This is a genomic window from Pseudomonas trutticola BRTCR10 (assembly GCF_056155105.1).
The window spans coordinates 5,727,482-5,747,965 of record NZ_CM149552.1 but is presented as its reverse complement, the minus strand read 5'-3'; the positions used below and the strand labels follow the sequence as shown (position 1 = coordinate 5,747,965).

The 20,484-nt window shown below is 60.1% G+C and carries 18 protein-coding genes; 4 read left to right on the top strand and 14 right to left on the bottom strand.

The annotated features are described in order from the left end of the window. Window positions 1-84: 84 nt before the first annotated feature. From ACVVH8_RS26115 to leuS, 5 genes are all read right to left on the bottom strand, one after another. The gene (locus tag ACVVH8_RS26115; protein ID WP_103303681.1) at window positions 85-1,407 is read right to left on the bottom strand and encodes a lytic murein transglycosylase; all 1,323 of its coding nucleotides are present in this window, start codon (window positions 1,405-1,407) and stop codon (window positions 85-87) included. A gap of 61 nt (window positions 1,408-1,468) precedes the next feature. Next, window positions 1,469-1,633 (bottom strand): alternative ribosome rescue factor ArfA, encoded by a 165-nt coding sequence (gene arfA, locus ACVVH8_RS26110; protein WP_103303680.1) that lies wholly within the window; start codon window positions 1,631-1,633, stop codon window positions 1,469-1,471. Window positions 1,634-1,771: 138 nt separating this feature from the next. Beyond that, window positions 1,772-2,809 carry a DNA polymerase III subunit delta gene (holA, locus tag ACVVH8_RS26105; RefSeq protein ID WP_475227076.1) on the bottom strand — a complete coding sequence of 346 codons (1,038 nt, stop codon included), beginning with the start codon at window positions 2,807-2,809 and terminating at the stop codon, window positions 1,772-1,774. 39 nt (window positions 2,810-2,848) lie between these two features. After that, complete coding sequence (locus ACVVH8_RS26100; protein WP_103303678.1) at window positions 2,849-3,454, bottom strand: LPS-assembly lipoprotein LptE; 606 nt, start codon at window positions 3,452-3,454, stop codon at window positions 2,849-2,851. An 87-nt stretch (window positions 3,455-3,541) separates the two neighbouring features. Further along, complete coding sequence (gene leuS, locus ACVVH8_RS26095; RefSeq protein WP_475227073.1) at window positions 3,542-6,148, bottom strand: leucine--tRNA ligase; 2,607 nt, start codon at window positions 6,146-6,148, stop codon at window positions 3,542-3,544. Between the two features lie 254 nt (window positions 6,149-6,402). On the opposite strand from leuS, the gene ACVVH8_RS26090 reads away from it, so the two are divergent. Both ACVVH8_RS26090 and ACVVH8_RS26085 read left to right on the top strand, forming a co-directional pair. Then, window positions 6,403-6,726 (top strand): hypothetical protein, encoded by a 324-nt coding sequence (locus ACVVH8_RS26090; protein ID WP_103303676.1) that lies wholly within the window; start codon window positions 6,403-6,405, stop codon window positions 6,724-6,726. Window positions 6,727-6,831: 105 nt separating this feature from the next. Beyond that, entirely contained in the window at window positions 6,832-7,599 is a 768-nt protein-coding gene (locus ACVVH8_RS26085; RefSeq protein WP_103303675.1) for a YdcF family protein, read from the top strand. A gap of 123 nt (window positions 7,600-7,722) precedes the next feature. Here the strand turns inward: ACVVH8_RS26085 and lnt are convergent, their stop codons facing one another. The 5 genes from lnt to miaB all read right to left on the bottom strand — a co-directional run bounded on the left by lnt (window position 7,723) and on the right by miaB (window position 13,425). Then, window positions 7,723-9,246, bottom strand: a complete 1,524-nt coding sequence (gene lnt, locus ACVVH8_RS26080; RefSeq protein WP_475231234.1) for an apolipoprotein N-acyltransferase — start codon at window positions 9,244-9,246, stop codon at window positions 7,723-7,725. 276 nt (window positions 9,247-9,522) lie between these two features. Further along, on the bottom strand, window positions 9,523-10,362 hold the full coding sequence (locus ACVVH8_RS26075) for an HlyC/CorC family transporter (protein WP_007909641.1): 840 nt from the start codon (window positions 10,360-10,362) through the stop codon (window positions 9,523-9,525). A gap of 5 nt (window positions 10,363-10,367) precedes the next feature. Further along, window positions 10,368-10,862 (bottom strand): rRNA maturation RNase YbeY, encoded by a 495-nt coding sequence (gene ybeY, locus ACVVH8_RS26070; protein WP_475227069.1) that lies wholly within the window; start codon window positions 10,860-10,862, stop codon window positions 10,368-10,370. Beyond that, window positions 10,855-11,853, bottom strand: coding sequence for a PhoH family protein (locus tag ACVVH8_RS26065; protein ID WP_042704951.1), 999 nt, complete (start codon window positions 11,851-11,853; stop codon window positions 10,855-10,857). The genes ybeY and ACVVH8_RS26065 overlap by 8 nt, the downstream gene beginning before the upstream one ends. A 243-nt stretch (window positions 11,854-12,096) precedes the next feature. Continuing rightward, window positions 12,097-13,425, bottom strand: a complete 1,329-nt coding sequence (gene miaB, locus ACVVH8_RS26060) for a tRNA (N6-isopentenyl adenosine(37)-C2)-methylthiotransferase MiaB (protein ID WP_103303673.1) — start codon at window positions 13,423-13,425, stop codon at window positions 12,097-12,099. Between the two features lie 132 nt (window positions 13,426-13,557). On the opposite strand from miaB, the gene ACVVH8_RS26055 reads away from it, so the two are divergent. Next, a complete protein-coding gene (locus tag ACVVH8_RS26055; RefSeq protein WP_077045543.1) occupies window positions 13,558-13,887 on the top strand; it encodes a DUF1820 family protein in 330 nt (109 codons plus the stop codon). Window positions 13,888-14,079: 192 nt separating this feature from the next. Here ACVVH8_RS26055 and ACVVH8_RS26050 read toward each other — a convergent pair whose 3' ends face one another. The 4 genes from ACVVH8_RS26050 to ACVVH8_RS26035 form a co-directional block, all read right to left on the bottom strand. Beyond that, on the bottom strand, window positions 14,080-14,634 hold the full coding sequence (locus tag ACVVH8_RS26050; RefSeq protein WP_003228518.1) for a tetratricopeptide repeat protein: 555 nt from the start codon (window positions 14,632-14,634) through the stop codon (window positions 14,080-14,082). Between the two features lie 225 nt (window positions 14,635-14,859). Further along, window positions 14,860-16,143 carry a glutamate-1-semialdehyde 2,1-aminomutase gene (gene hemL, locus ACVVH8_RS26045; RefSeq protein ID WP_475227066.1) on the bottom strand — a complete coding sequence of 428 codons (1,284 nt, stop codon included), beginning with the start codon at window positions 16,141-16,143 and terminating at the stop codon, window positions 14,860-14,862. A gap of 15 nt (window positions 16,144-16,158) precedes the next feature. Further along, on the bottom strand, window positions 16,159-16,782 hold the full coding sequence (thiE, locus tag ACVVH8_RS26040) for a thiamine phosphate synthase (RefSeq protein ID WP_103303671.1): 624 nt from the start codon (window positions 16,780-16,782) through the stop codon (window positions 16,159-16,161). A gap of 18 nt (window positions 16,783-16,800) precedes the next feature. Then, window positions 16,801-17,598, bottom strand: a complete 798-nt coding sequence (locus ACVVH8_RS26035; RefSeq protein WP_475227063.1) for a hydroxymethylpyrimidine/phosphomethylpyrimidine kinase — start codon at window positions 17,596-17,598, stop codon at window positions 16,801-16,803. Window positions 17,599-18,071: 473 nt separating this feature from the next. Here ACVVH8_RS26035 and ACVVH8_RS26030 point away from each other — a divergent pair, with 473 nt between their 5' ends. Then, the gene (locus ACVVH8_RS26030; protein ID WP_475227060.1) at window positions 18,072-20,426 is read left to right on the top strand and encodes a 7TM diverse intracellular signaling domain-containing protein; all 2,355 of its coding nucleotides are present in this window, start codon (window positions 18,072-18,074) and stop codon (window positions 20,424-20,426) included. The last annotated feature ends 58 nt before the right edge of the window (window positions 20,427-20,484 follow it).

Sequence of the window (20,484 nt, the reverse complement as noted above, 5' to 3'; positions counted from 1 at the left end):
AAGCCCGCTCCCACAAGGTTCGTGGTGTACACAGATATTGTGATCACCGCTGAACCTGTGTGGGCGGGCTTGCCCGCGATGCTTTTACTGGCTACGCAGGCTCTCAAGCAGCTTATGCGTCGGATAGCCATCCGCCGGCCAGCCAAACGACTGCTGTGCACTGCGGATCGCCTTGCGCGTATTGGCGCCGATAATCCCGTCCGCTGTGCCCGCATCATAGTTGCGTGCACTCAGCAGGGTCTGCAACTCGATGCGCTCGGTACGGCTCAGCGGCAGATCATCTTTCGGCCAGGTGCCGTTGATCAGACCACCGCCATTGAAGCGCTCGGACAACAGGCTCACCGCCAGGGCGTACGACGAAGAATTGTTGTACTTGAGGATCGCTCGGAAGTTGTCGAGGATCAGGAACGCGGGGCCTCGATAACCGGCCGGCAGCAACAGGGCGGCCGACAGTTGCTCGGAGCCCGCAGGTACTTGACCGCCATTCGGCAGGATCACGCCCAGTTGCCGCCATTCGGCGACGCTTTTACGAATGGCGCCGTCGGCCAGCGTGTAGTTGAAGCTGCTCGGCAATTGCACCTCAAAACCCCACGGCTGCCCGCGCTGCCAGCCTGAGCTTTGCAGGTAATGCGCCGTCGAGGCCAGCGCATCGGCAGGGCTGCCCCAGATGTCGCGGCGGCCGTCGCCATCGAAATCCACCGCATGGGTGTTGTAGGTGGTCGGAATGAATTGAGTCTGACCCATCGCGCCAGCCCAAGAGCCAAGCATCTTCTCCGGAGTGATATCGCCCTGTTGCAGGATCTGCAGGGCTGCGATCAATTGCGCGTGGGCAAAGCCCGGGCGGCGGCCTTCGTAGGCGAGGGTGGCCAGCGAGTTGATTACCGACTTGCTGCCCTGGAACTGACCGAAGTTACTCTCCATGCCCCACACCGACACCAAGGCCTGACGGTCAACGCCATAACGCTGTTCGATGCTTTGCAGAATGTCGGCGTACTGGTTGATCAATGCCTGACCTTTGCGCACGCGCAATGGCGAAAGGGCGCCATCGAGGTATTCCCACACCGGGCGGGAGAATTCCGGCTGACTGCGGTCGGCGCGAATGACGCTGGCGTCGAAGCTGACATTGGCAAAGGCGCGATCAAACAGGTCGGCGCGGATCCCGGCGGCCAGGGCATCCTTGCGGAAACCTGCTTGCCATTCGGCAAAGGTCTGGGTCGGCTGAAGATCGAGAGGGTCGGCGGACGGCACTACCGGCGGGATGATCGCTGGGGCCGTGGCGACAGGAGCGGCTTGGAGAGGTTGCGCGTCGGCGGCGGTCGGTTTTTCCGCGCAGGCGACAAGCAGAATGAAGCTGGAGGCAGCGATCATCTGGCGAACAGGCCAGCGACGGGAAAGACTTAGGGGCATGCACAGTTCCAGGGGAAACGAATCAGGTGCAGACCTTAACATGACCGGGGGGTACTGCGCTTCAGGCGGCCAGAAAGTAAGAAGCCTCCCAGCTGTCAGACTGGAAGGCTTCGCGGCGGTAGCTGCCTTTGCCCTTGGTTGGTCGTTCCTGGCGACTGCGGAACAAGGGTTGGGCGACGATGGATTTGGCCTTGTTGGGGCGATGTTTCGCTGGCTTTTTGCTCATGAGGGTTCTCTCGATCGAGTGGGTTTTGCGCGGCAAATAATCTGCCGATGTCGGGCGTCTGTCCAGTGCCTGTTGTGTAGGAATGTTCTGGCGCTTTCGCGAGCCGGCTCGCGAATGGCCGTTATGCGGTTGAGCGTCTTATTCAGCAGGCAAAGACAGTCGCTGGCCGGCCATCAATAACGCCAAACGACTCAGGCTCATCCATGGCGATCCGGCCGCCTGGCCCTTGATCTGCGCATCGATGCGCTGCGCTTCGAGCAGCAACTGCGCCCAGCGTTGCGCCGTATAGCGTTGCAGGGCTTTGCTCATCAACGGTTTGCGCTTGTCCCAGACCGGTGGCCTCGCCTGACTGAAACACTTGTCCAGCGGCGTGCCCTGGCTGTATTGCAGCGAGATATTGGCCAGCAGGCGCAACTCCCGCGCCAGCGCCCAGAGAATCACTGGCGGTTCGACACCCTCGCCACGCAGGCCTTCGAGCATGCGCAGGGCGTGGGCCGGTTCACCGTTGAGCACCGCATCGGTCAGGCCAAACACGTCGAATCGTGCACTGTCGGCCACAGCCGCCTGCACCGTTTCGACGGTAATCTGGCCACCCTCGGCCATCAGCTTGAGCTTTTCGATTTCCTGCGCGGCGGCGAGCAGGTTGCCCTCGACGCGCGCGGCAATCAGTTCGACGGCGTCCTGACTGGCCGACAAGCCGGCCTGCGACAAACGCTGACGAATCCAGCTTGGCAGCTGATTGGCATCCACCGGCCAGATCTGGATGAACTGGGTCTGCTGACCTTCGACCAGCGCCTTGCCCCACTTGGTCTTCTGCGCACTGCCATCGAGCTTGGGCAGGCTGATCAGCAGCACAGTGTCTTCCGCAGGGCGCGAGCAGTACTCGATGAAGGCGGCAGCGCCCTTGTCACCAGGTTTGCCCGAAGGCAGACGCAGCTCAAGAAGGCGTTTCTCGGCGAACAACGACATGCTCGCGCCGGCCTGCAGCAACGTACCCCAATCGAAATTGGCGTCGGCGGCGAAGACCTGACGTTCGTCGAAACCTTGCTGGCGCGCAGCACTGCGGATGGCGTCGGCGGCTTCCTGGCACAGCAGCGGGTCATCGCCACTGATGATGTAGACCGGCGCGAGGGCGCCTTGCAGGTGTTTGCCGAGTTGAGCGGGAGCGAGCTTCATAAGAACAATCGAACGGGGCGCCTGAGCGCCCCGAACGTCTTACTGCTGCGGAATTTCAAGCGGCGACTGACGCGGGGTTTCCGCTTCAGCCTTTTGCGCCGCCTCGAGCGCGTCGGCTTCAGCCTTGGCGCGGTTGTTGGCGGCTTGCTGCAGTTGCTCCAGTTGACCCGGGGTCAGCTGTTGCAGGCGCAGCATCATGCGCTGAACCAGCTCGCGACGAATATCGCGACGCGCGTCGTTGGCTTCCTGGTCAGAGCCGACGAGGTTGTTGCCGTCGTGGATAAACACTTTCTGCACTTCAAGCTTGTCGCTCAGCAGGGAAAGGTTCTTGTCGCCACGAATGTCATAGCTCAGAACAGTGCTGACCTGATATTCGCCCGTACGGCCGGCACCGGCGTAGCTGAGAATGCGCTGGCTTTCCTGTTCGTCAGCCAGGAACAGCTTGTACGGTGCACCGCTGTAAACCTTGACGCCGCTGGATTCCAGTACCTGACGCAGTTGAGTGACGGTCTCGCCATAGGCGTTACGTGCGCTCAGATCCAGTTCCTTGATCGACAGTTCATTGGTACCGGTACCACGCAGCTGGAAACCGCAGGCGCTCAGCAGCACAGCGAGGCCCATCACCAGCAGATTGCGTTTGATCATTGTGTTGCTCCCCTTGAAACCATGTGGGCCGTTCATGCGGCCCGAAAGGTTTTACTTGGCGCCGGGCAAACCCGGCGCCCGATCCAATTAGCTGGCGACGATATTGACCAGTTTCCCGGGCACTACAATCACTTTACGAATAGTCAGGCCATCGACGAAGCGCAGCACGTTTTCGTTGGTACGCGCGGCGGCTTCGACTTCTTCACGGGTCGCGCTGGCCGGCATTTCGATCTGGCCGCGCAGTTTGCCATTCACTTGAATAACCAGCGTCAGGCTGTCTTGTACCAGCGCGCTTTCGTCTACAGCAGGCCAGTCGGCATCGATGACCGCGTCAGCATGGCCCAGTTGATTCCACAGCTCGTGGCTGATGTGCGGCGTGATTGGAGCCAGCAGCAATGTCACGGCTTCCAGACCTTCGTGAATCAGCGCGCGATCCTGCTCGGTGCCTTGCGGAGCTTTTTCCAGCACGTTCATCAGCGTCATCACCTGAGCGATGGCGGTGTTGAATTTGTGGTTCTGACCGACGTCATGGCTGGCCTGTTTGATGGCCAGGTGGATCGCACGGCGAACGGCTTTCTGCTCGTCGTTCAGGCTGGCGATGTCGAGCTTGCCCGGCAGGCCCTGAGTGACGTGGGCTTGCGCCAGTCGCCAGACGCGTTTGAGGAAACGGTGCGAACCTTCAACGCCGGAGTCGGACCATTCGGCGCTCATGTCCGGTGGCGATGCGAACATCATGAACAGGCGGCAGGTGTCGGCGCCGAACTGGTCGATCATCGACTGAGGGTCGACACCGTTGTTCTTCGACTTGGCCATCTTCTCGGTGCCGCCGATTTCTACCGGCAAGCCGTCAGACTTCAGCTTGGCACTGATGACTTTGGCTTTGCTATCACGCTCAAGTTCTACGTCTGCCGGGTTGAACCAGGTGTAGGCACCGTTGGCTTCGCGGCGATAGTACGTTTCGGCGATCACCATGCCTTGGGTCAGCAGGTTTTTGAACGGCTCGTTGGAGCTCACCAGGCCTTCGTCGCGCATCAGCTTGTGGAAGAAGCGCGCGTAGAGCAGGTGCAGAATCGCGTGTTCGATACCGCCGATGTACTGATCCACCGGCAACCAGTGGTCGGCCGCGGATTTCTCGACCAGACCGCCTTCAAAGTGCGGCGAGGCATAACGGGCGTAGTACCACGACGACTCTACGAAGGTGTCCATGGTGTCGGTTTCACGCTTGGCAGGCTGACCGCATTTCGGGCAGTTGCACTCGTAAAACTCAGGCATGCGCGCCAGTGGCGAACCGGCGCCGTCAGGCACGACGTCTTCCGGCAGCACGACTGGCAGTTGGTCTTCCGGCACCGGCACGTCACCGCAGGCATCGCAGTGGATGATCGGGATCGGGCAGCCCCAGTAGCGCTGACGGCTGATGCCCCAGTCGCGCAGGCGGAACTGGGTGCGCGAGGCGCCCAGTTGTTTTTTGATCAGGGCGACTTCCATGGCGTCGAAGGCGCCAGCGAAGTCCAGACCGTCGAACTCACCGGAGTTGATCAGCGTGCCATGCTCGCCGTAGGCGTCTTGCCATGGGGCCGGATTGGTGTCGCCGGAGCTGGTACGCACCACCGATTTCACCGGCAGGTTGTACTTGTGGGCGAATTCGAAGTCGCGCTCGTCGTGAGCCGGGACCGCCATGACCGCGCCGTCGCCGTAGTGCATCAGTACGTAGTTGGCGACCCAGACAGGCAGTTTTTCACCGGTCAGCGGGTGCTCGACGAACAGGCCGGTCGGCAGACCTTTCTTCTCTTGCGTGGCGACGTCGGCTTCGGCAACGCTGCCGCCCTTGCATTCAGCGATGAACGCTTGCAGCTCAGGATTGTTTTGCGCGGCTTGTGTGGCCAGCGGGTGCTCGGCAGCAACGGCAACATAAGTTGCGCCCATCAGGGTGTCCGGACGGGTGGTGAAGACTTTCAGGGTGCCGGCTTCGCCGATGGAATCGACGTTGTACGGGAACTGCACTTCCATGCCACGGGATTTGCCGATCCAGTTGCGCTGCATGGTCTTGACCTGTTCAGGCCAGCCCGGCAGATCGTCGAGGCTCTCCAGCAGCTCATCCGCGTAGGCGGTGATCTTGAAGTAGTACATCGGGATTTCGCGCTTTTCGATCAGTGCGCCGGAACGCCAGCCGCGACCGTCGATCACCTGTTCGTTGGCCAGAACGGTCTGATCGATCGGGTCCCAGTTCACGGTGCCGTTTTTACGGTAGATCACGCCTTTTTCGAACAGGCGAGTGAACAGCCATTGTTCCCAGCGGTAGTAATCCGGTTTGCAGGTGGTGACTTCACGCGACCAGTCGACCGCCAGACCCAGGCTACGCAGCTGGGTTTTCATGTAGGCGATGTTTTCGTAGGTCCACTTGGCCGGTGCGACGTTGTTCTTCATCGCGGCGTTTTCCGCCGGCATGCCGAAGGCGTCCCAACCCATCGGTTGCAGAACGTTCTTGCCTTGCATGCGCTGGTAGCGGGAGATCACGTCGCCGATGGTGTAGTTGCGCACGTGCCCCATGTGTAGCTTGCCGCTGGGGTAAGGGAACATCGACAGGCAGTAGTAAGTCTCCTTGCCTGGCTGTTCACTGACTTCAAAGGACTTTTGCTCGTCCCAGAATGACTGGGCGGCGGCTTCGATTTCACGGGGCTGATATTGTTCGTGCATGGCTACTTTTGTACTGGATAGGGGTGGCCTAATCCTCTTCAACGCAGGTTCCGGGATGGCCCGGACGAGCTGGAAGTGGAATTACAGGAAGCGCCGTAGCATACATGACCGCGCTTGGCCTAGGGAAACCCTGATTACAGCTGTTTGGCCCGGTCAATCCGTGGCGAGGGCCGTTGGTCGCGGCGTGCAGCCGGTTTGTGCAGCGAAGCTAAGCTCTAACTGGGGAGTGAGTCTTATCTTCAATGAGGTGAGGGATGGTGGAGCAACAGCAGAAAAACGTCACGAAACCTGAGTTGTACGAACGGTTGATGAACCGTCTGGGCATGGCCCTGGATGCTGCAAAAACCGCTGACCGGCTGCGCGATGAGCGCCCCCTGGAACTGGAATTGCGTGGCTTGAGCCCCGCCGAGTTCAAACTGGTCAAGGCCTATCTGGATCGTAGTGAACGTGAAACGCATGGATGCTTGTCGCAAGCAGTGAAGCAGCTCGATGCAGCACATTCGGCCAAGGTCATCTGGCTCAAGGACAAGGCGCCCCGCAAAGACACCGTCAAGGTGCGGGCTTTGCAGGCCAAGTAAGCGCATGGCAGGTCAAGAAACGGATCTTTTTCAACAGGATCCCACCCTATCGGTTGTCGCGTTGTATTAACCCACTTAGGCTTCGGGCATCTTTGGAGATGCCCGATGCCTTTTCGTTATTTCATCAAACAACTTCTATTGCCGCCCGGCATTCTTTTACTGCTGTTGCTGCTTGCCTGGTGGCTGCGACGCTCGCGGCCGCGACTGGCTGGACTGTGTTTTGCAATCGGTTTGGGCGGGTTCTGGCTGATGAGCCTGCCGGTGGTGGTGCAGTGGGGCGCAAAAGCGCTGGAGCGCGAGCCGCCGCTGGCCCGTGAAGAGTGGGCGCTGCTGGCACAAAAGGCCGATGCCATTGTGGTGCTGGGGTCCGGGCGCGAGCGGGGTGATCTGGCCTGGGGCGAGGATCAGCCGACCGGCGTGGGGCTTGAGCGTCAGCGCTACGCGGCGCGGTTGGCCAAGGCCTCAGGATTGCCGATTCTGACCAGTGGCGGCCTGCATTATGGTACGCCGCCGACCGAAGCGAAGTTGATGGCGGATTCGTTGCTGGATGATTTCGGCGTGACCGTGCGTTGGCAGGAAGGCGAAAGCCGCACCACATGGGAAAACGCGAAGTTCAGCGCCGACATGCTGTTGCCTCAGGGGATCAAGCGTGTGGTCGTGGTGACGCAGGCTTGGCACATGCCCCGAGCGGTGTGGTGTTTCGAGCAGGCAGGATTCGAAGTGGTGCCCGCGCCGGTCGGATTTTTAGGCACCGATAACGCAAGACCGTTTGGTGGCTGGCTGCCGGAGTTCAAGTCGATCTGGCAGAGCGGGCAGTTGCTGAATGAAGCGGTGGGGCAGGTGGGGTATTCGTTGTTCTACCGCGGTGATTGATCGTTCCCACGCTCCGCGTGGGAATGCATCCCGTGGCGCTCTGCGCCACATTCGAAGCGGAACGCGGAGCGTCCCCGGCGGCGTTCCCACGCGGAGCGTGGGAACTATCATTGTCGGGCGGCTTTAAAGGGTTTTCGACATCCGGCTCGCCATCAGCGCCCAGCCAAACAGCAGCAAGCACAAAATGATCAGCGGCCACGAACGCCATTGCAGATACGGCGTCAGGTTATGCATCGGCACCACTTCGCCGTACAAAATACCTTGCTCGAATTGCGGAATCTGTTCGGTGATCTGCCCGAACGGATTGATCAGTCCGGTCACGCCGTTGTTGGTGGCGCGGATCATCCAGCGTCCGGCCTCGAGTGCGCGCATCTGTGCCATTTGCAAATGTTGCAGCGGACCGATCGAGGTGCCGAACCAGGTGTCGTTACTGATCGTCAGCAAAAGATCGCTGCGCGCCGACAGACTGGCGGCGAACTCCGGGTACACCACTTCGTAACAGATGAACGGTGCAATCTGATAACCCTTGGCTTGCAACAGCGCCTGATCGGCCGGGCCACGGGCAAAGTCGGACATCGGCAGGTCGAAGAATGCGATCAACCCGCGCAGGATGTCCTGCAACGGCACGTATTCACCGAACGGCACCAGTTTTTGCTTCAGGTAAGTGCCGTCACCTTCGCCCACGACAGTGATGCCGTTGAAGAAGCGTTTTTCGTGACGCACCGTTTCGCGAATCGGCACGCCAGTGATCAGCGCCGATTTACGCTCGGCGGCGAAGTTGCCCATCATGCTCAGGTAGCCCTCGGCGGACTCCTTGAGCACCGGCACCGCAGTTTCCGGCCAGATCAGCAGGTCCACCGGTTTCGAGCGGAAGCTCAGATCGCGGTACAGCGCCAGTTGCGCGTTGAGCTGCGCCGGGTCCCACTTCATGCTTTGTTCGACATTGCCCTGGATCGCCGCGACCGTCAGCGGCGCGCCGGAGGGGCTGGTCCAGGCGTGGTTCTTGAGGGCAATGCCTGCCACCCACGGCCCGGCCAGCAACAATAGACCAACGGCAACAAACGCTTTGCGGCCGGTTTGCAGCAGGCGTGGCGTGTTGTAGATCAGTGCAGCGGTCAGTGCCAGAACGAACGACACCAGCCACATGCCGCCGACTGGTGCGAGGCCGGACAGCGGGCCGTCGAGCTGACTGTAACCGGAATATAGCCACGGGAAACCGGTGAGAAACCAGCCGCGAAACGCTTCCTGGCCGACCCACAAAGCAGCAAACGCCAAAGCGTCGGCCAGTGGCGCCTCGTTGCGACGCAACCAGCGCGCCCAGAGCCAGGCGGGCAGGGCGAAGAAAAACGCAATCGCTGCGGTAAACAGCAGCATCAGAAACCCGGCCAGCAGCACAGAAGCGCCGCCGAAGTGGTGGATGCTGTAGTAGATCCAGCTGGTCCCGGCGCCAAACAGGCCGAAACCGAAGCACCAGCCACGGCCCAGCGCCTGGCGCGGGCTCAGCTCGCGCAAACCGGCATAGAACAAACCGACCGCCAGCAAAGCCAGCGGCCAGATATCGAACGGTGCCAGAGCGAAGGTGGTGATTGCACCGGCCGCCACGGCCAGCAGGTTACCGGGCCAGCCGGGGCGGGTTGTCCAGCGCAGGGGGTATGTCATCAGCTATTTCCTGTATCGCGCCGGGTCTGCTGTTACGCAGGGCAAGGCGCGAGGAGTGAAGTTTGGTTTTTCAAATGAACGACGAGTAACGCAGCCCTGCGTAACAGCAGGCCCGGCCCTCTGGGTTACGCCTGAAAGCGGGCCATGCTGCGTTGCAGTCCTTGGAAAGGGAATGCCATTCCCTGCGGACTACGCCTTGCCTGGCCCGCTTTCAGGCGCAACGCGATGCAGGAAATAGCTGATGACATACCCCAATCCTTAGAATTAACGAGCGATTGGCGTCAGTCGCAGCAAGTGAATCCGACGGCTGTCGGCGTTCAGGATGCGGAAACGATAGGCGCCGATTTCAGTGATTTCATTGCGTTTTGGCAAGTGCCCGAACGCACTCATCACCAGGCCGCCGACGGTGTCGAACTCATCGTCGGAAAACTCGCTGTCGAAGAACTCGTTGAAGTTCTCGATCGGCGTCAGGGCCTTGATCAGGAAGTCACCACTTGGCAGCGGCTTGATGTAGCTGTCTTCTTCGACGTCGTGCTCGTCTTCGATGTCGCCGACGATCTGTTCGAGCACGTCTTCGATGGTCACCAGACCGGCCACACCGCCGTATTCGTCGATGACGATGGCCATGTGGTTGTGGTTGGCGCGGAATTCACGCAGCAACACGTTCAGACGCTTGGACTCCGGCACGAAAGTGGCCGGGCGCAGCAGGTCCTTGATGTTGAAGCTGTCGCCGTTCTCCTTGAGGATCAGCGGCAGCAGATCCTTGGCCAGCAGCACGCCCATCACGTCATCGTGGCTTTCGCCGATGACCGGGTAGCGCGAGTGGGCCGAATCGACCACAGCGGGGAGGAATTCACGGGGAGTCTGGGTCGCCTTGATGCTGATCATCTGCGAACGCGGCACCATGATGTCGCGTACTTGCAGGTCAGCCACCTGAATGGCGCCTTCGACGATGGCCAGCGCTTCGCTGTCCAGCAGTTTGTTCTGATGTGCATCGCGCAGCAGCTCAAGCAGCTCCTGACGGTTCTTCGGCTCGTGGGCAAAAGCCTGGGTCAATTTACCCAGCCATGACTTCTGCCCGTTGCTCGATCGATCTTCGCTCATAGCGATTACTCTGAATCCTTTGTTGTAACGATAGGGGATGGTTCGGGTTCGTCGTCCGCGTACGGATCGGGATACCCAAGTTCAGCAAGCAACTCGCGTTCCAGTGCTTCCATTTCTTCGGCTTCCTCGTCATCTATATGGTCGTAACCAAGCAGATGCAAGCAGCCGTGAATGACCAGATGTGCCCAGTGGGCCTTTAGTTCCTTGCCTTGTTCGGCGGCTTCGCGCTCGACCACGGCCACGCAGATCACCAGATCGCCCAGCAGCGGGATATCGAGAAACTCGTCGGGTACTTCGGCCGGGAACGACAGGACGTTGGTCGCGTAATCCTTGTGACGCCAGGTGTGATTGAGTTCGCGGCCTTCTTCCTCGTCGACCAGACGAATGGTCATTTCCGAGTCGGCGGTGCGTTGGCGCAGGGACAGTTCGCACCATTGGCGGAAGTCGGCTTCACTCGGGGCGCTCGCTTCGGTAGCGATTTGCAGGTCTAGCTCAAGCATTTCGCGAAGTGTCCTTGGGCGCATCGTCACGGTTCTCGAAACGCTCGTAGGCTTCGACAATGCGCTGCACCAGCGGGTGACGCACTACGTCTTTGGGCTGGAAGTGCGTGAAGCTGATGCCCGGCACGTCCTTGAGCACTTCGATCACATGGTGCAGACCCGATTTGGTGCCTTTCGGCAGGTCGACCTGGGTGATGTCACCGGTGATGACCGCCGTAGAGCCAAAGCCGATCCGGGTCAGGAACATCTTCATTTGTTCGACGGTGGTGTTCTGGCTTTCGTCGAGAATGATGAAACTGTTGTTCAGCGTGCGACCGCGCATGTAGGCCAGCGGCGCAACTTCGATCACCTGACGTTCGATCAGCTTGGCCACGTATTCGAAGCCGAGCATTTCATAGAGTGCGTCGTAGAGCGGGCGCAGGTACGGGTCGATTTTCTGCGACAGGTCGCCGGGCAGGAAACCGAGCTTTTCACCCGCTTCAACCGCCGGACGCACCAGCAGGATGCGGCGGATCTGCTCGCGCTCCAGTGCATCGACAGCGCAAGCCACGGCCAGATAGGTCTTGCCGGTACCGGCCGGGCCGATGCCGAAGTTGATATCGTTGCCGAGGATTTCCTTCACGTAACGCAATTGATTCAAGCCGCGTGGGCGAATCATGCCTTTCTTGGTACGCAGGGCGACGGAAGCTTCGGCGGGAGCGTGGTTGTCCAGCTCGACCACGGCCGATTCCTGCAGGAACAGGTGAACCGTATCTGGCGACAGCTCTGAACCTTTGGTTTCCCGGTACAGGCGACGAATCAGATTTTCCGCAGACGTGGTGTGCTTGGGGTCGCCGATCAGCTCGAACTGGTTTCCGCGGTTGCGGATCTCGATGGTCAGGCGCTGTTCGATCAAGCGCAAATGCTCGTCGAATTGCCCGCACAGATTGGCGAAGCGGCGAGCCTCAAAGGGCTCGAGGATAAAACGATGTGGTTCTATGGGTGCGTTCAAGGTCGTATTTAGCCGCCCTGGGGCAATTGAGATGAAATCAAGGATAACGCCAGAGGCTTGGGTGCGAAAGCTCTTAAATGGATGAGTACATTCTGAAGAACAATGCTGTCCACTGTGGGAGCTGCGGTGCGACGATTCGACTTGCCAGCGATAGCAGTGCAGCAGGCGACATATTTGTCGGGGCTGATGGCCTTATCGCTGGCAAGCCAGCTCCCACAGGTTTCTCTGTGCTTCTGATATTTGTTACTGGACCAGCGAGCCGCGCAGCGAGTGCGGTTGCGCCGCGTCGATGTGCACGTCGGCGAACTGGCCGATCAGGGTTGGATTGTCGCAGCGGAAGTTGACGATTCGATTATTCTCGGTGCGCCCTTGCAACTCGCCCGGGTCTTTCTTCGAGTAATCGGTCACCAGAATGCGCTGGATCGAACCGACCATTTGTCGGCTGATCTCGAAACCTTGCTGATTCAAGCGATGTTGCAGCGCGTTGAGGCGTTCTTTCTTCAGTTCTTCCGGGGTATCGTCAGCCAGATCGGCAGCCGGGGTGCCCGGGCGCTGGCTGTAAACGAACGAGTAGGAAAAGTCGAAACCGACGTCGGCAATCAGCTTCATGGTCTGTTCGAAATCTTTCTCGGTCTCGCCGGGGAAACCGACGATGAAGTCCGAACTGATGCAGATGCCCGGCACCGCCGCGCGCAGTTTGCGCAACTTGGATTTGTACTCCAGCGCGGTGTGGTTGCGCTTCATCGCCGCCAGAATCCGGTCTGAACCCGACTGCACCGGCAAGTGCAGGTGCTTCACCAGTTCCGGCACGTCGGCGTGGGCCTGGATGAGGCTGTCGGAGAACTCCAGCGGGTGCGACGTGGTGTAGCGGATGCGGTCGATGCCATCGATGGCGGCGACCACGCGGATCAGCTCGGCGAGATCGGCCAGGCGCCCGTCATGGGTGGTACCACGGTAGCCGTTGACGTTCTGCCCGAGCAGGGTCACTTCACGCACGCCGTTTTCGGCGAGGTGAATGATCTCGGCGATCACGTCGTCGAACGGCCGGCTGACTTCTTCGCCACGGGTGTAAGGCACCACGCAGAACGTACAGTACTTGCTGCAGCCTTCCATCACCGACACGTAGGCGCTCGGGCCGTCGATACGAGGCTCGGGCAAATGGTCGAATTTTTCGATTTCCGGGAACGACACGTCGACTTGCGGCAGCTTGGTGCTGCGCGCGGCGTCGATCATTTCCGGCAGGCGGTGCAGGGTCTGCGGGCCGAATACCACGTCGACGTACGGCGCGCGGTCGCGGATGGCCGCGCCTTCCTGGCTGGCCACGCAACCGCCGACGGCAATCACCATTTCAGGATTGGCCAGTTTCAGTTCGCGCCAGCGGCCGAGCTGCGAGTACACCCGATCCTGGGCGCGCTCGCGGATCGAGCAAGTGTTGAGCAGAATCACGTCGGCGTCTTCCGCGCGAGCGGTGACTTCCAGGGCCTGATGTTCACCCAGCAGATCGACCATGCGCGAGCTGTCGTACTCGTTCATCTGGCAACCGTGGGTTTCGATGTAAAGCTTCTTGGCCATGGATTAGGGTCATCACGTGATTCAAAGAACCGCGCATTATAGGGAACAAGCCCGCAGGTTCCTACCGCTGTGCGTCCGGTGGCTATGCTATAGTTTGCGCCCTCATTTTTATCCCCGATGTTATCCCCCGCCATGACCAAACGCGAAGCTCCAATCTATAAGGTGATTTTCCTCAACCAGGGCCAGGTGTTCGAAATGTACGCCAAGCAGATCTATCAAAGTGATCTGTGGGGTTTTCTGGAAGTGGAAGAATTCGTCTTTGGCGAGCGCACGCAAGTGGTCGTCGATCCGAGCGAAGAAAAGCTCAAGGCGCAGTTTGAAGGCGTGGTGCGCAGCTTTGTGCCGATGCATTCGATTGTGCGTATCGACGAGGTGGAACGTCTGGGTACCCCGAAAATCAGCGAAGCCCGCGGCGCGGTCGGCAACGTTATGCCGTTTCCGGTGCCGATGCCTGAGAAGTAAAACCTGAATTGAGTGAGGGGCTCTTGTGGCGAGGGGATTTATCCCCGATGGGCTGCACAGCGGCCCCAAAACCTGCAACTTTGATCTTCTTGAATTACCGCGCTGAATGGATTTGCGACTGCTGCGCAGCCGATCGGGGATAAATCTCCTCGCCACAATGAGCAATCACCACAGACCTCATTCCGCTTACATTCAGGGAAGAGGCGAAAACGGCGTACGCCCATCGGCGCTCTGCAATTCCATCAGGTATTTACGGAAAATTTGCCCAAGCACCTGGGTAGCGGTTTCGAGGTCTTCGCGGGACATTTTTTCGGAGACTTCGTCGGCGGTGTCCAGCGCATCTTCGGCGCCGTTGACCGCGGCCATCTTCAGCACGATGTACGCCTGAATATTGTTGGCCTGCACGCCTTCGCCGTGGAAGAACATGGTGCCGAGTTTGAATTGCGCCTGAGCGTGGCCTTGCAGTGAGGCTTTTTCGAAATAGCTCAGGGCTTGATTGAGGTCGCGCGGCGCATTTTTGCCGTCGTAGTAGAACTCACCCAACTCGTATTGCGCTTGCGCATCCCCTTCGTCCGCCGCTTTCTGGCAGGCGGCCAGTGCCTGCGTGACGTCTTGCGGCTGAGTATTGAGGGTGCAACGACCCATCGCCGGGATCAACAACGAGTTGCCGCCTGCTTGTGCATGCGCGAGCAGGGGCTGAAGGAGCAACAGGCAGCCCAAGGCAAGGGTGCGGCCGGTGCGGTTCATGGGAATCGACTTACCTCTGAAGGGCACGCGGACCCGTCGAGGGATCCAATAAGCGCGCATTATGAAATAAGCAGGGCCAACCTTACAAAGTCTTTACTCGTTTTTCTGCTGCGCGGGGAATATATCGCCCACTTTATGGGGGATTTTTAGCAGGAGCATCGGAAAACGGCTGTCGATGTAGGTGATAGCTGACGCTGGCAATGGCCAACGTCAGCGTTGAAGCGATTACTTCAGGGCAGCGAAGGCGCGCTCGGCCGCATCCAGCGTGATTTTCAACTCGGCATCGCCGTGAGCGATCGAGGTGAAACCGGCTTCGAATGCACTTGGCGCCAGGTACACGCCGCCTTCCAGCATCAGGTGGAAGAAACGCCCGAACAGCGCGGCGTCGCTGGCCATCACGTCTTCAAAAGTGACGATATCGTCGGCACCGCTGAAGTACAGACCGAACATACCGCCCGCCTGAGTGGTCACGAACGGGATACCCGCAGCATCAGCACGTTGTTGCAGGCCGTCGAGCAGGCGTGTGGTGTAGTCGGTCAGTTCGTCGTGGAAACCCGGACGGCTGATAAGGCGCAGAGTGGTCAAACCGGCTGCCATGGCCAACGGGTTACCGGACAGGGTGCCGGCTTGATAAACCGGGCCCAGCGGTGCGATGCGCTCCATGATTTCGCGTTTGCCGCCGAAGCAGCCGACCGGCATGCCGCCGCCGATGATCTTGCCGAAGGTGGTCAGGTCAGGATTCACGCCGTAGTAAGCCTGGGCGCCGCCGAGGGCGACGCGGAAACCGGTCATCACTTCGTCGAAAATCAGCACCACGCCGTGCTTGTCGCACAGCGAGCGCAGGCCTTCGAGGAAACCCGGCGCCGGCGGCACGCAGTTCATGTTGCCGGCCACTGGCTCGACGATGATGCACGCCACATCCTGGCCAACTTCCGCGAGCATTTTTTCAACGGCGTCGATGTCGTTGAACGGCAGGGTCAGGGTGTGCTTGGCGAATGCCGCCGGCACGCCGGCCGAACTTGGCACGCCTTGGGTCAGTGCGCCGGAGCCGGCCTTGACCAGCAGGCTGTCGGAGTGACCGTGGTAGCAGCCTTCGAACTTGATGATGCTGTCGCGGCCGGTGTAGCCACGGGCCAGGCGGATCGCGCTCATGGTCGCTTCGGTACCGGAGCTGACCATGCGTACCATGTCCATCGACGGCACCAGCGAGCAGACCAGATCGGCCATCTCGGTTTCCATCGCGGTCGGCGCACCGTAGGACAAACCGTGTTGCAGCTGATTGCGCACGGCGTCCAGCACGTCCGGGTGGCTGTGGCCGAGGATCATCGGGCCCCACGAGCCAACGTAATCGACATAACGCTTGTCGTCTTCGTCAGTGACGTAGGCGCCTTCGGCGTGTTTGAAGAACAGCGGCGTGCCGCCAACGCTCTTGAACGCGCGGACCGGCGAGTTCACGCCACCGGGAATGTGTTTCTGGGCATTGGCAAACAGGGTTTCGGAACGAGACATGATCGGGCTCTCAAATCAGACTTTCAGTAATTCGTTGAATGCGCGGGCGCGGCGGGTCACTTCGGCGGTGCTTTCAGCGCCGAACAGGCCATGGACGACGGCCAGCAGATCAACGCCGTGCGCGACTAATGGCGCTGCGTTGTCGAGGGTGATGCCGCCGATCGCGCAGATCGGCAGGTGCAGCGAGCGCTTGGCTTCGTCGAGCAGATCGAGGCTGCAGGTCGGCGCGCCGGGCTTGGTGTTGGAATTGAAGAAGCGGCCGAAAGCGACGTAACTCGCACCTTCTTTGGCCGCTTGTTCGGCCAGCGCGATTTGCGCGTGGCAGGTCGAACCGATAATTGCTTTCGAACCGAGGAGGGCGCGGGTCGGCGACAGCGGGCCGTCAGTCTGGCCCAGATGTACACCGACGTTGAGGCGTGCGGCCAGCTCAGCGTCATCGTTGATGATCAACTGGGTCTTGTAGCGCTCGCACAGATCGCGCAACGCTTCAGCCTCACGCAAACGCCGGGCCTCATCGCTGCTCTTGTCGCGGTATTGCAGCAGGGTGACGCCGCCTTCCAGCGCCGCCTCCACATAAGACAGAAACTTGCCGGCCAGCAATTGGCTGTCGGTAATGGCATACAGGCCACGTAGCTTCATCGGGCAGACCTCACGGCGTTACGAGCAGAAATCCAGCGGCAGGCGACGCGGTACGAACTGGCCTTTGCCCAGTTGTTCGGCATCGCGCAAGGTGCGCCAGGTGTAATCCAGCGCACTGCGGACGGCGCTGGCGAGATTCTCACCTTGTGCCAGACGACCAGCCAAAGCGCTGGCCAACGTGCAGCCGGAACCGTGGTAGCTGCCCGGCAAACGCTGGCAATAGAAGGTTTCACGCAAGCCATCGCGGCTGTACAGACGGTTGTGGATTTCAGTTTCGTCGCCGTGGCCGCCAGTGATCAGCAGGTTTTTGACGAACGGCAGGAGTTTTTCAGCGCACTCGTCTGCGGTGCCTTCGGGCAGTTCGGCGAGGATGCGGGCTTCGGGAAGGTTAGGGGTGGCAATGATCGACAGTGGCAGCAGACGCTCGCGCATCGCATAACCGACTTCGTCCTTGCCCAGGCGTCCGCCGCCACCGGCGCGCAACACCGGGTCACAGACCACCGGCAGGTGCGGGTGCGCCAAGAGCAGTTCGACAACGGTGTCGACCATTTCCAGCGAACCGAGCATGCCCAGTTTGACCGCCGCGACTTCGGAGTCGTTGAGCACGGCATTGGCCTGGGCCAACACCCACTCACGGTCGAGGACGCGAAAGTCAGTGACGTTGACGGTGTCTTGCACGGTCAGGGCGGTGACGGCCGGAGCCGCATGACAACCCTGCGCGAGCAGGGCTTCGATATCTGCCTGCAAGCCGGCGCCACCACTGGGGTCGTGGCCGGAGAGACAGAGGACAACGGGGCGGGAGCTGTAGATATTCATGGTGCGCGAGCTTACCACCAAAGCTGATTTTCGGGTTCAGTCCTGAAAGCGTTTGGCTAGAGATTGTCTGACACATTGCGGCCATTAGTCGGGTAGCAATTGTGGCGAGGGGATTTATCCCCGATGCGCTGCGAAGCAGTCGCAAATCCATTCCAGGACGCGTGTCTGAAAGAATCTGGTTGCATGGTTTGGGGCCGCTTTGCGACCCATCGGGGATAAATCCCCTCACCACAAAGGTATTCACAACATCCGCCGTTGTAGTGAGTTGACCAACTCAACAGCTCTAGCCCGCTGCTTTGCTCTGAAACGCCCGTTCTAGAGCCTTTGTAGGAAAAATTTCGATGGTGCTCAATGGCCATCAACGGCTATGCTAGTCTGGATCCAAACCAATAACAGGTAATACCGGTTTTACGTCTACTCAAAGGGAATGGGGGGCTTCCTGACACAACCGGACGAGCCACGCTGGGGCTTCAATGCGCTATTTGCTGATGTTGTTGTTCTGCTTGCCCCTCATGGCGAGCGCCGTCGAATTCGACGAATTCACCCAGAGCCTCCCTCTGGGCCGGTCGCTGCAAGTGTTCGAAGACCCGAGCGGTCAGGCGAGCATTGCCGATGTCCGTGCGCAGGCTGCTGCCGGCAATTTCAAAGCCCACGATAAAGCCACGCTCAATGCCGGGTATTCGCGTTCGGCGTTCTGGCTGAAAATCGACCTGCATTACCGCCCGAGCAACCCGGCCGCCCAGCGCAGCTGGCTGCTGGAACTGGCTTATCCACCGCTCGATCACCTCGATCTGTATCTGCCCGATGCCAATGGCGACTATCGTCTGATTCGGCAAACCGGTGACGCCTTGCCGTTCGCCAGTCGCGAGATCAGCCAGAACAATTACCTGTTCGACCTGGCCTTCGAACCCGATCAAAAACAGACCGTCTACCTGCGACTGGCCAGTGAAGGCTCGATCCAGGCGCCGGTAACGTTGTGGTCCAGCACCGCCTATCTCGAAGACCAACCAGTGCGCCTGTACGTGCTGGGCATCATTTATGGTGTGCTGCTGGGGATGCTGGTCTACAACCTCTTCATCTATCTGAGTGTGCGCGACACCAGTTACCTCTATTACATCTTCTATATCGCCTCGTTCGGCCTCTATCAATTGTCGGTAAACGGCGCGGCGGTCGAGTATTTCTGGCCGAACAACCCCTGGTGGGCCAACGCCGCAACGCCATTCTTCATCGGTTGCGCCGGCCTTTTCGGCAGCCAGTTCGCCCGCAGCTTTTTGCAGACCAAGACCCACAGCCCCTGGCTCGACCGGTTACTGATCGGCCTGATTGCATTTGGCGCTCTGGTCATTGGCCTGTCGCTGATGACCAGTTACGCCCTGGCCCTGCGCCTGGCGACGACATTGGCGTTGACCTTCACCGTGGTGATCTTCGCCGCCGGGATTCTCGCCTGGTGGCGGGGCCTGCGCGTGGCGCGCTATTTCATCATCGCCTGGTCGGCGTTTCTGCTCGGTGGTGTGATCAATACGCTGATGGTGCTCGGGTTGCTGCCGAACGTGTTCCTGACCATGTACGCCAGCCAGATCGGTTCGGCCATCGAAGTGGCGCTGCTGTCGCTGGCACTGGCCGACCGCATCAACGCCATGCGCGAACAGCAGGCGCAGACACTGTTCGACGCCGGGCAGAAACTCGAAGTGCTCAACCAGCAACTGGCCCACAGCAACAAGCTCAAGGACGAATTCCTCGCGACCCTGACCCACGAACTGCGTACGCCGATGAACGGCGTGATCGGTTCGCTGGAACTGATGCAGACCGTCGAACTGGATCCCGAGCTTGAGCAATACCAACAGACCGCCGCAGGTTCCGCTCGCGACATGATGCGCATGGTCAACGGCATCCTCACCCTCACCGAATTGCAGGCTGGCAAGCTCAAGGCATCGCCGGGCAGTTTCAGTTTGCGCGGTGTGGTCGAAGCCTTGCGCGTGCAGTTCGATGGCAACGCCAGCAGCAAGTCGCTGGACTTCAAGGTCGACGTATTGCCGGCCCTCCCTGATCGTTTGCACGGCGACAGCGCGAAACTCGCGCAATGCCTGGAGTGCCTGCTCGACAACGCGATCAAATTCACCCGCGTCGGTGGTCTGGCACTGCGGGTTACTGGCAAACCGTCGACGGATAATCGTCTGGCGCTGTCGTTTGCGGTGATCGACACCGGCATCGGTTTTACCGATCTCGGCGAGGCGACCATGTACCAGCGTTTCTTCCAGCTCGACGGTTCGATGACCCGCGAGTACGGCGGCCTGGGTGTCGGTCTGGCGATCTGCCGACAATTGGTCGAACTGCTTGGCGGCAAACTGACTCACCGCTCCGAGCCGGGGCGTGGCAGTCGCTTCCAGCTGGACGTCGAGTTCGACCTGCCGGTGGTCGAACCCGCACCAATACCCGCGCCTTCGCGTGATTGCCTGCGCGCCCCGCAGGACTGCACGGTGCTGCTGGTGGATGACAACAGCGTCAACCAACTGGTGATGCGCGGCATGTTGCTCAAGCTCGGTTTCCGCGTGCGCACCGCTGACAACGGCGCGGCGGCGCTCGATTGCCTGCAACGCGAAATCGTCGATGCGGTACTGATCGATTGTCAGTTGCCGGCCCCCGACGGCGCGTCCTTGTGCTGCCAGATTCACGCTTTGCCGGGCTGCGCTCACCTCCCGGTGTTCATGCTTGCACTGGGCGCGGATCGCGAAGTCTGCGCCACAGGTACGGTGATCGATTACCTGAACAAACCGGTGAAATTCGAGGATTTGCAGTCCGCGCTGGAGCGGCGGGTTTTGTGCGGTTGATAGGGTAAAAGCGCCGCAAATTCGGCGGATATGACACTTTGTTCAGTGTGAGGGCGGT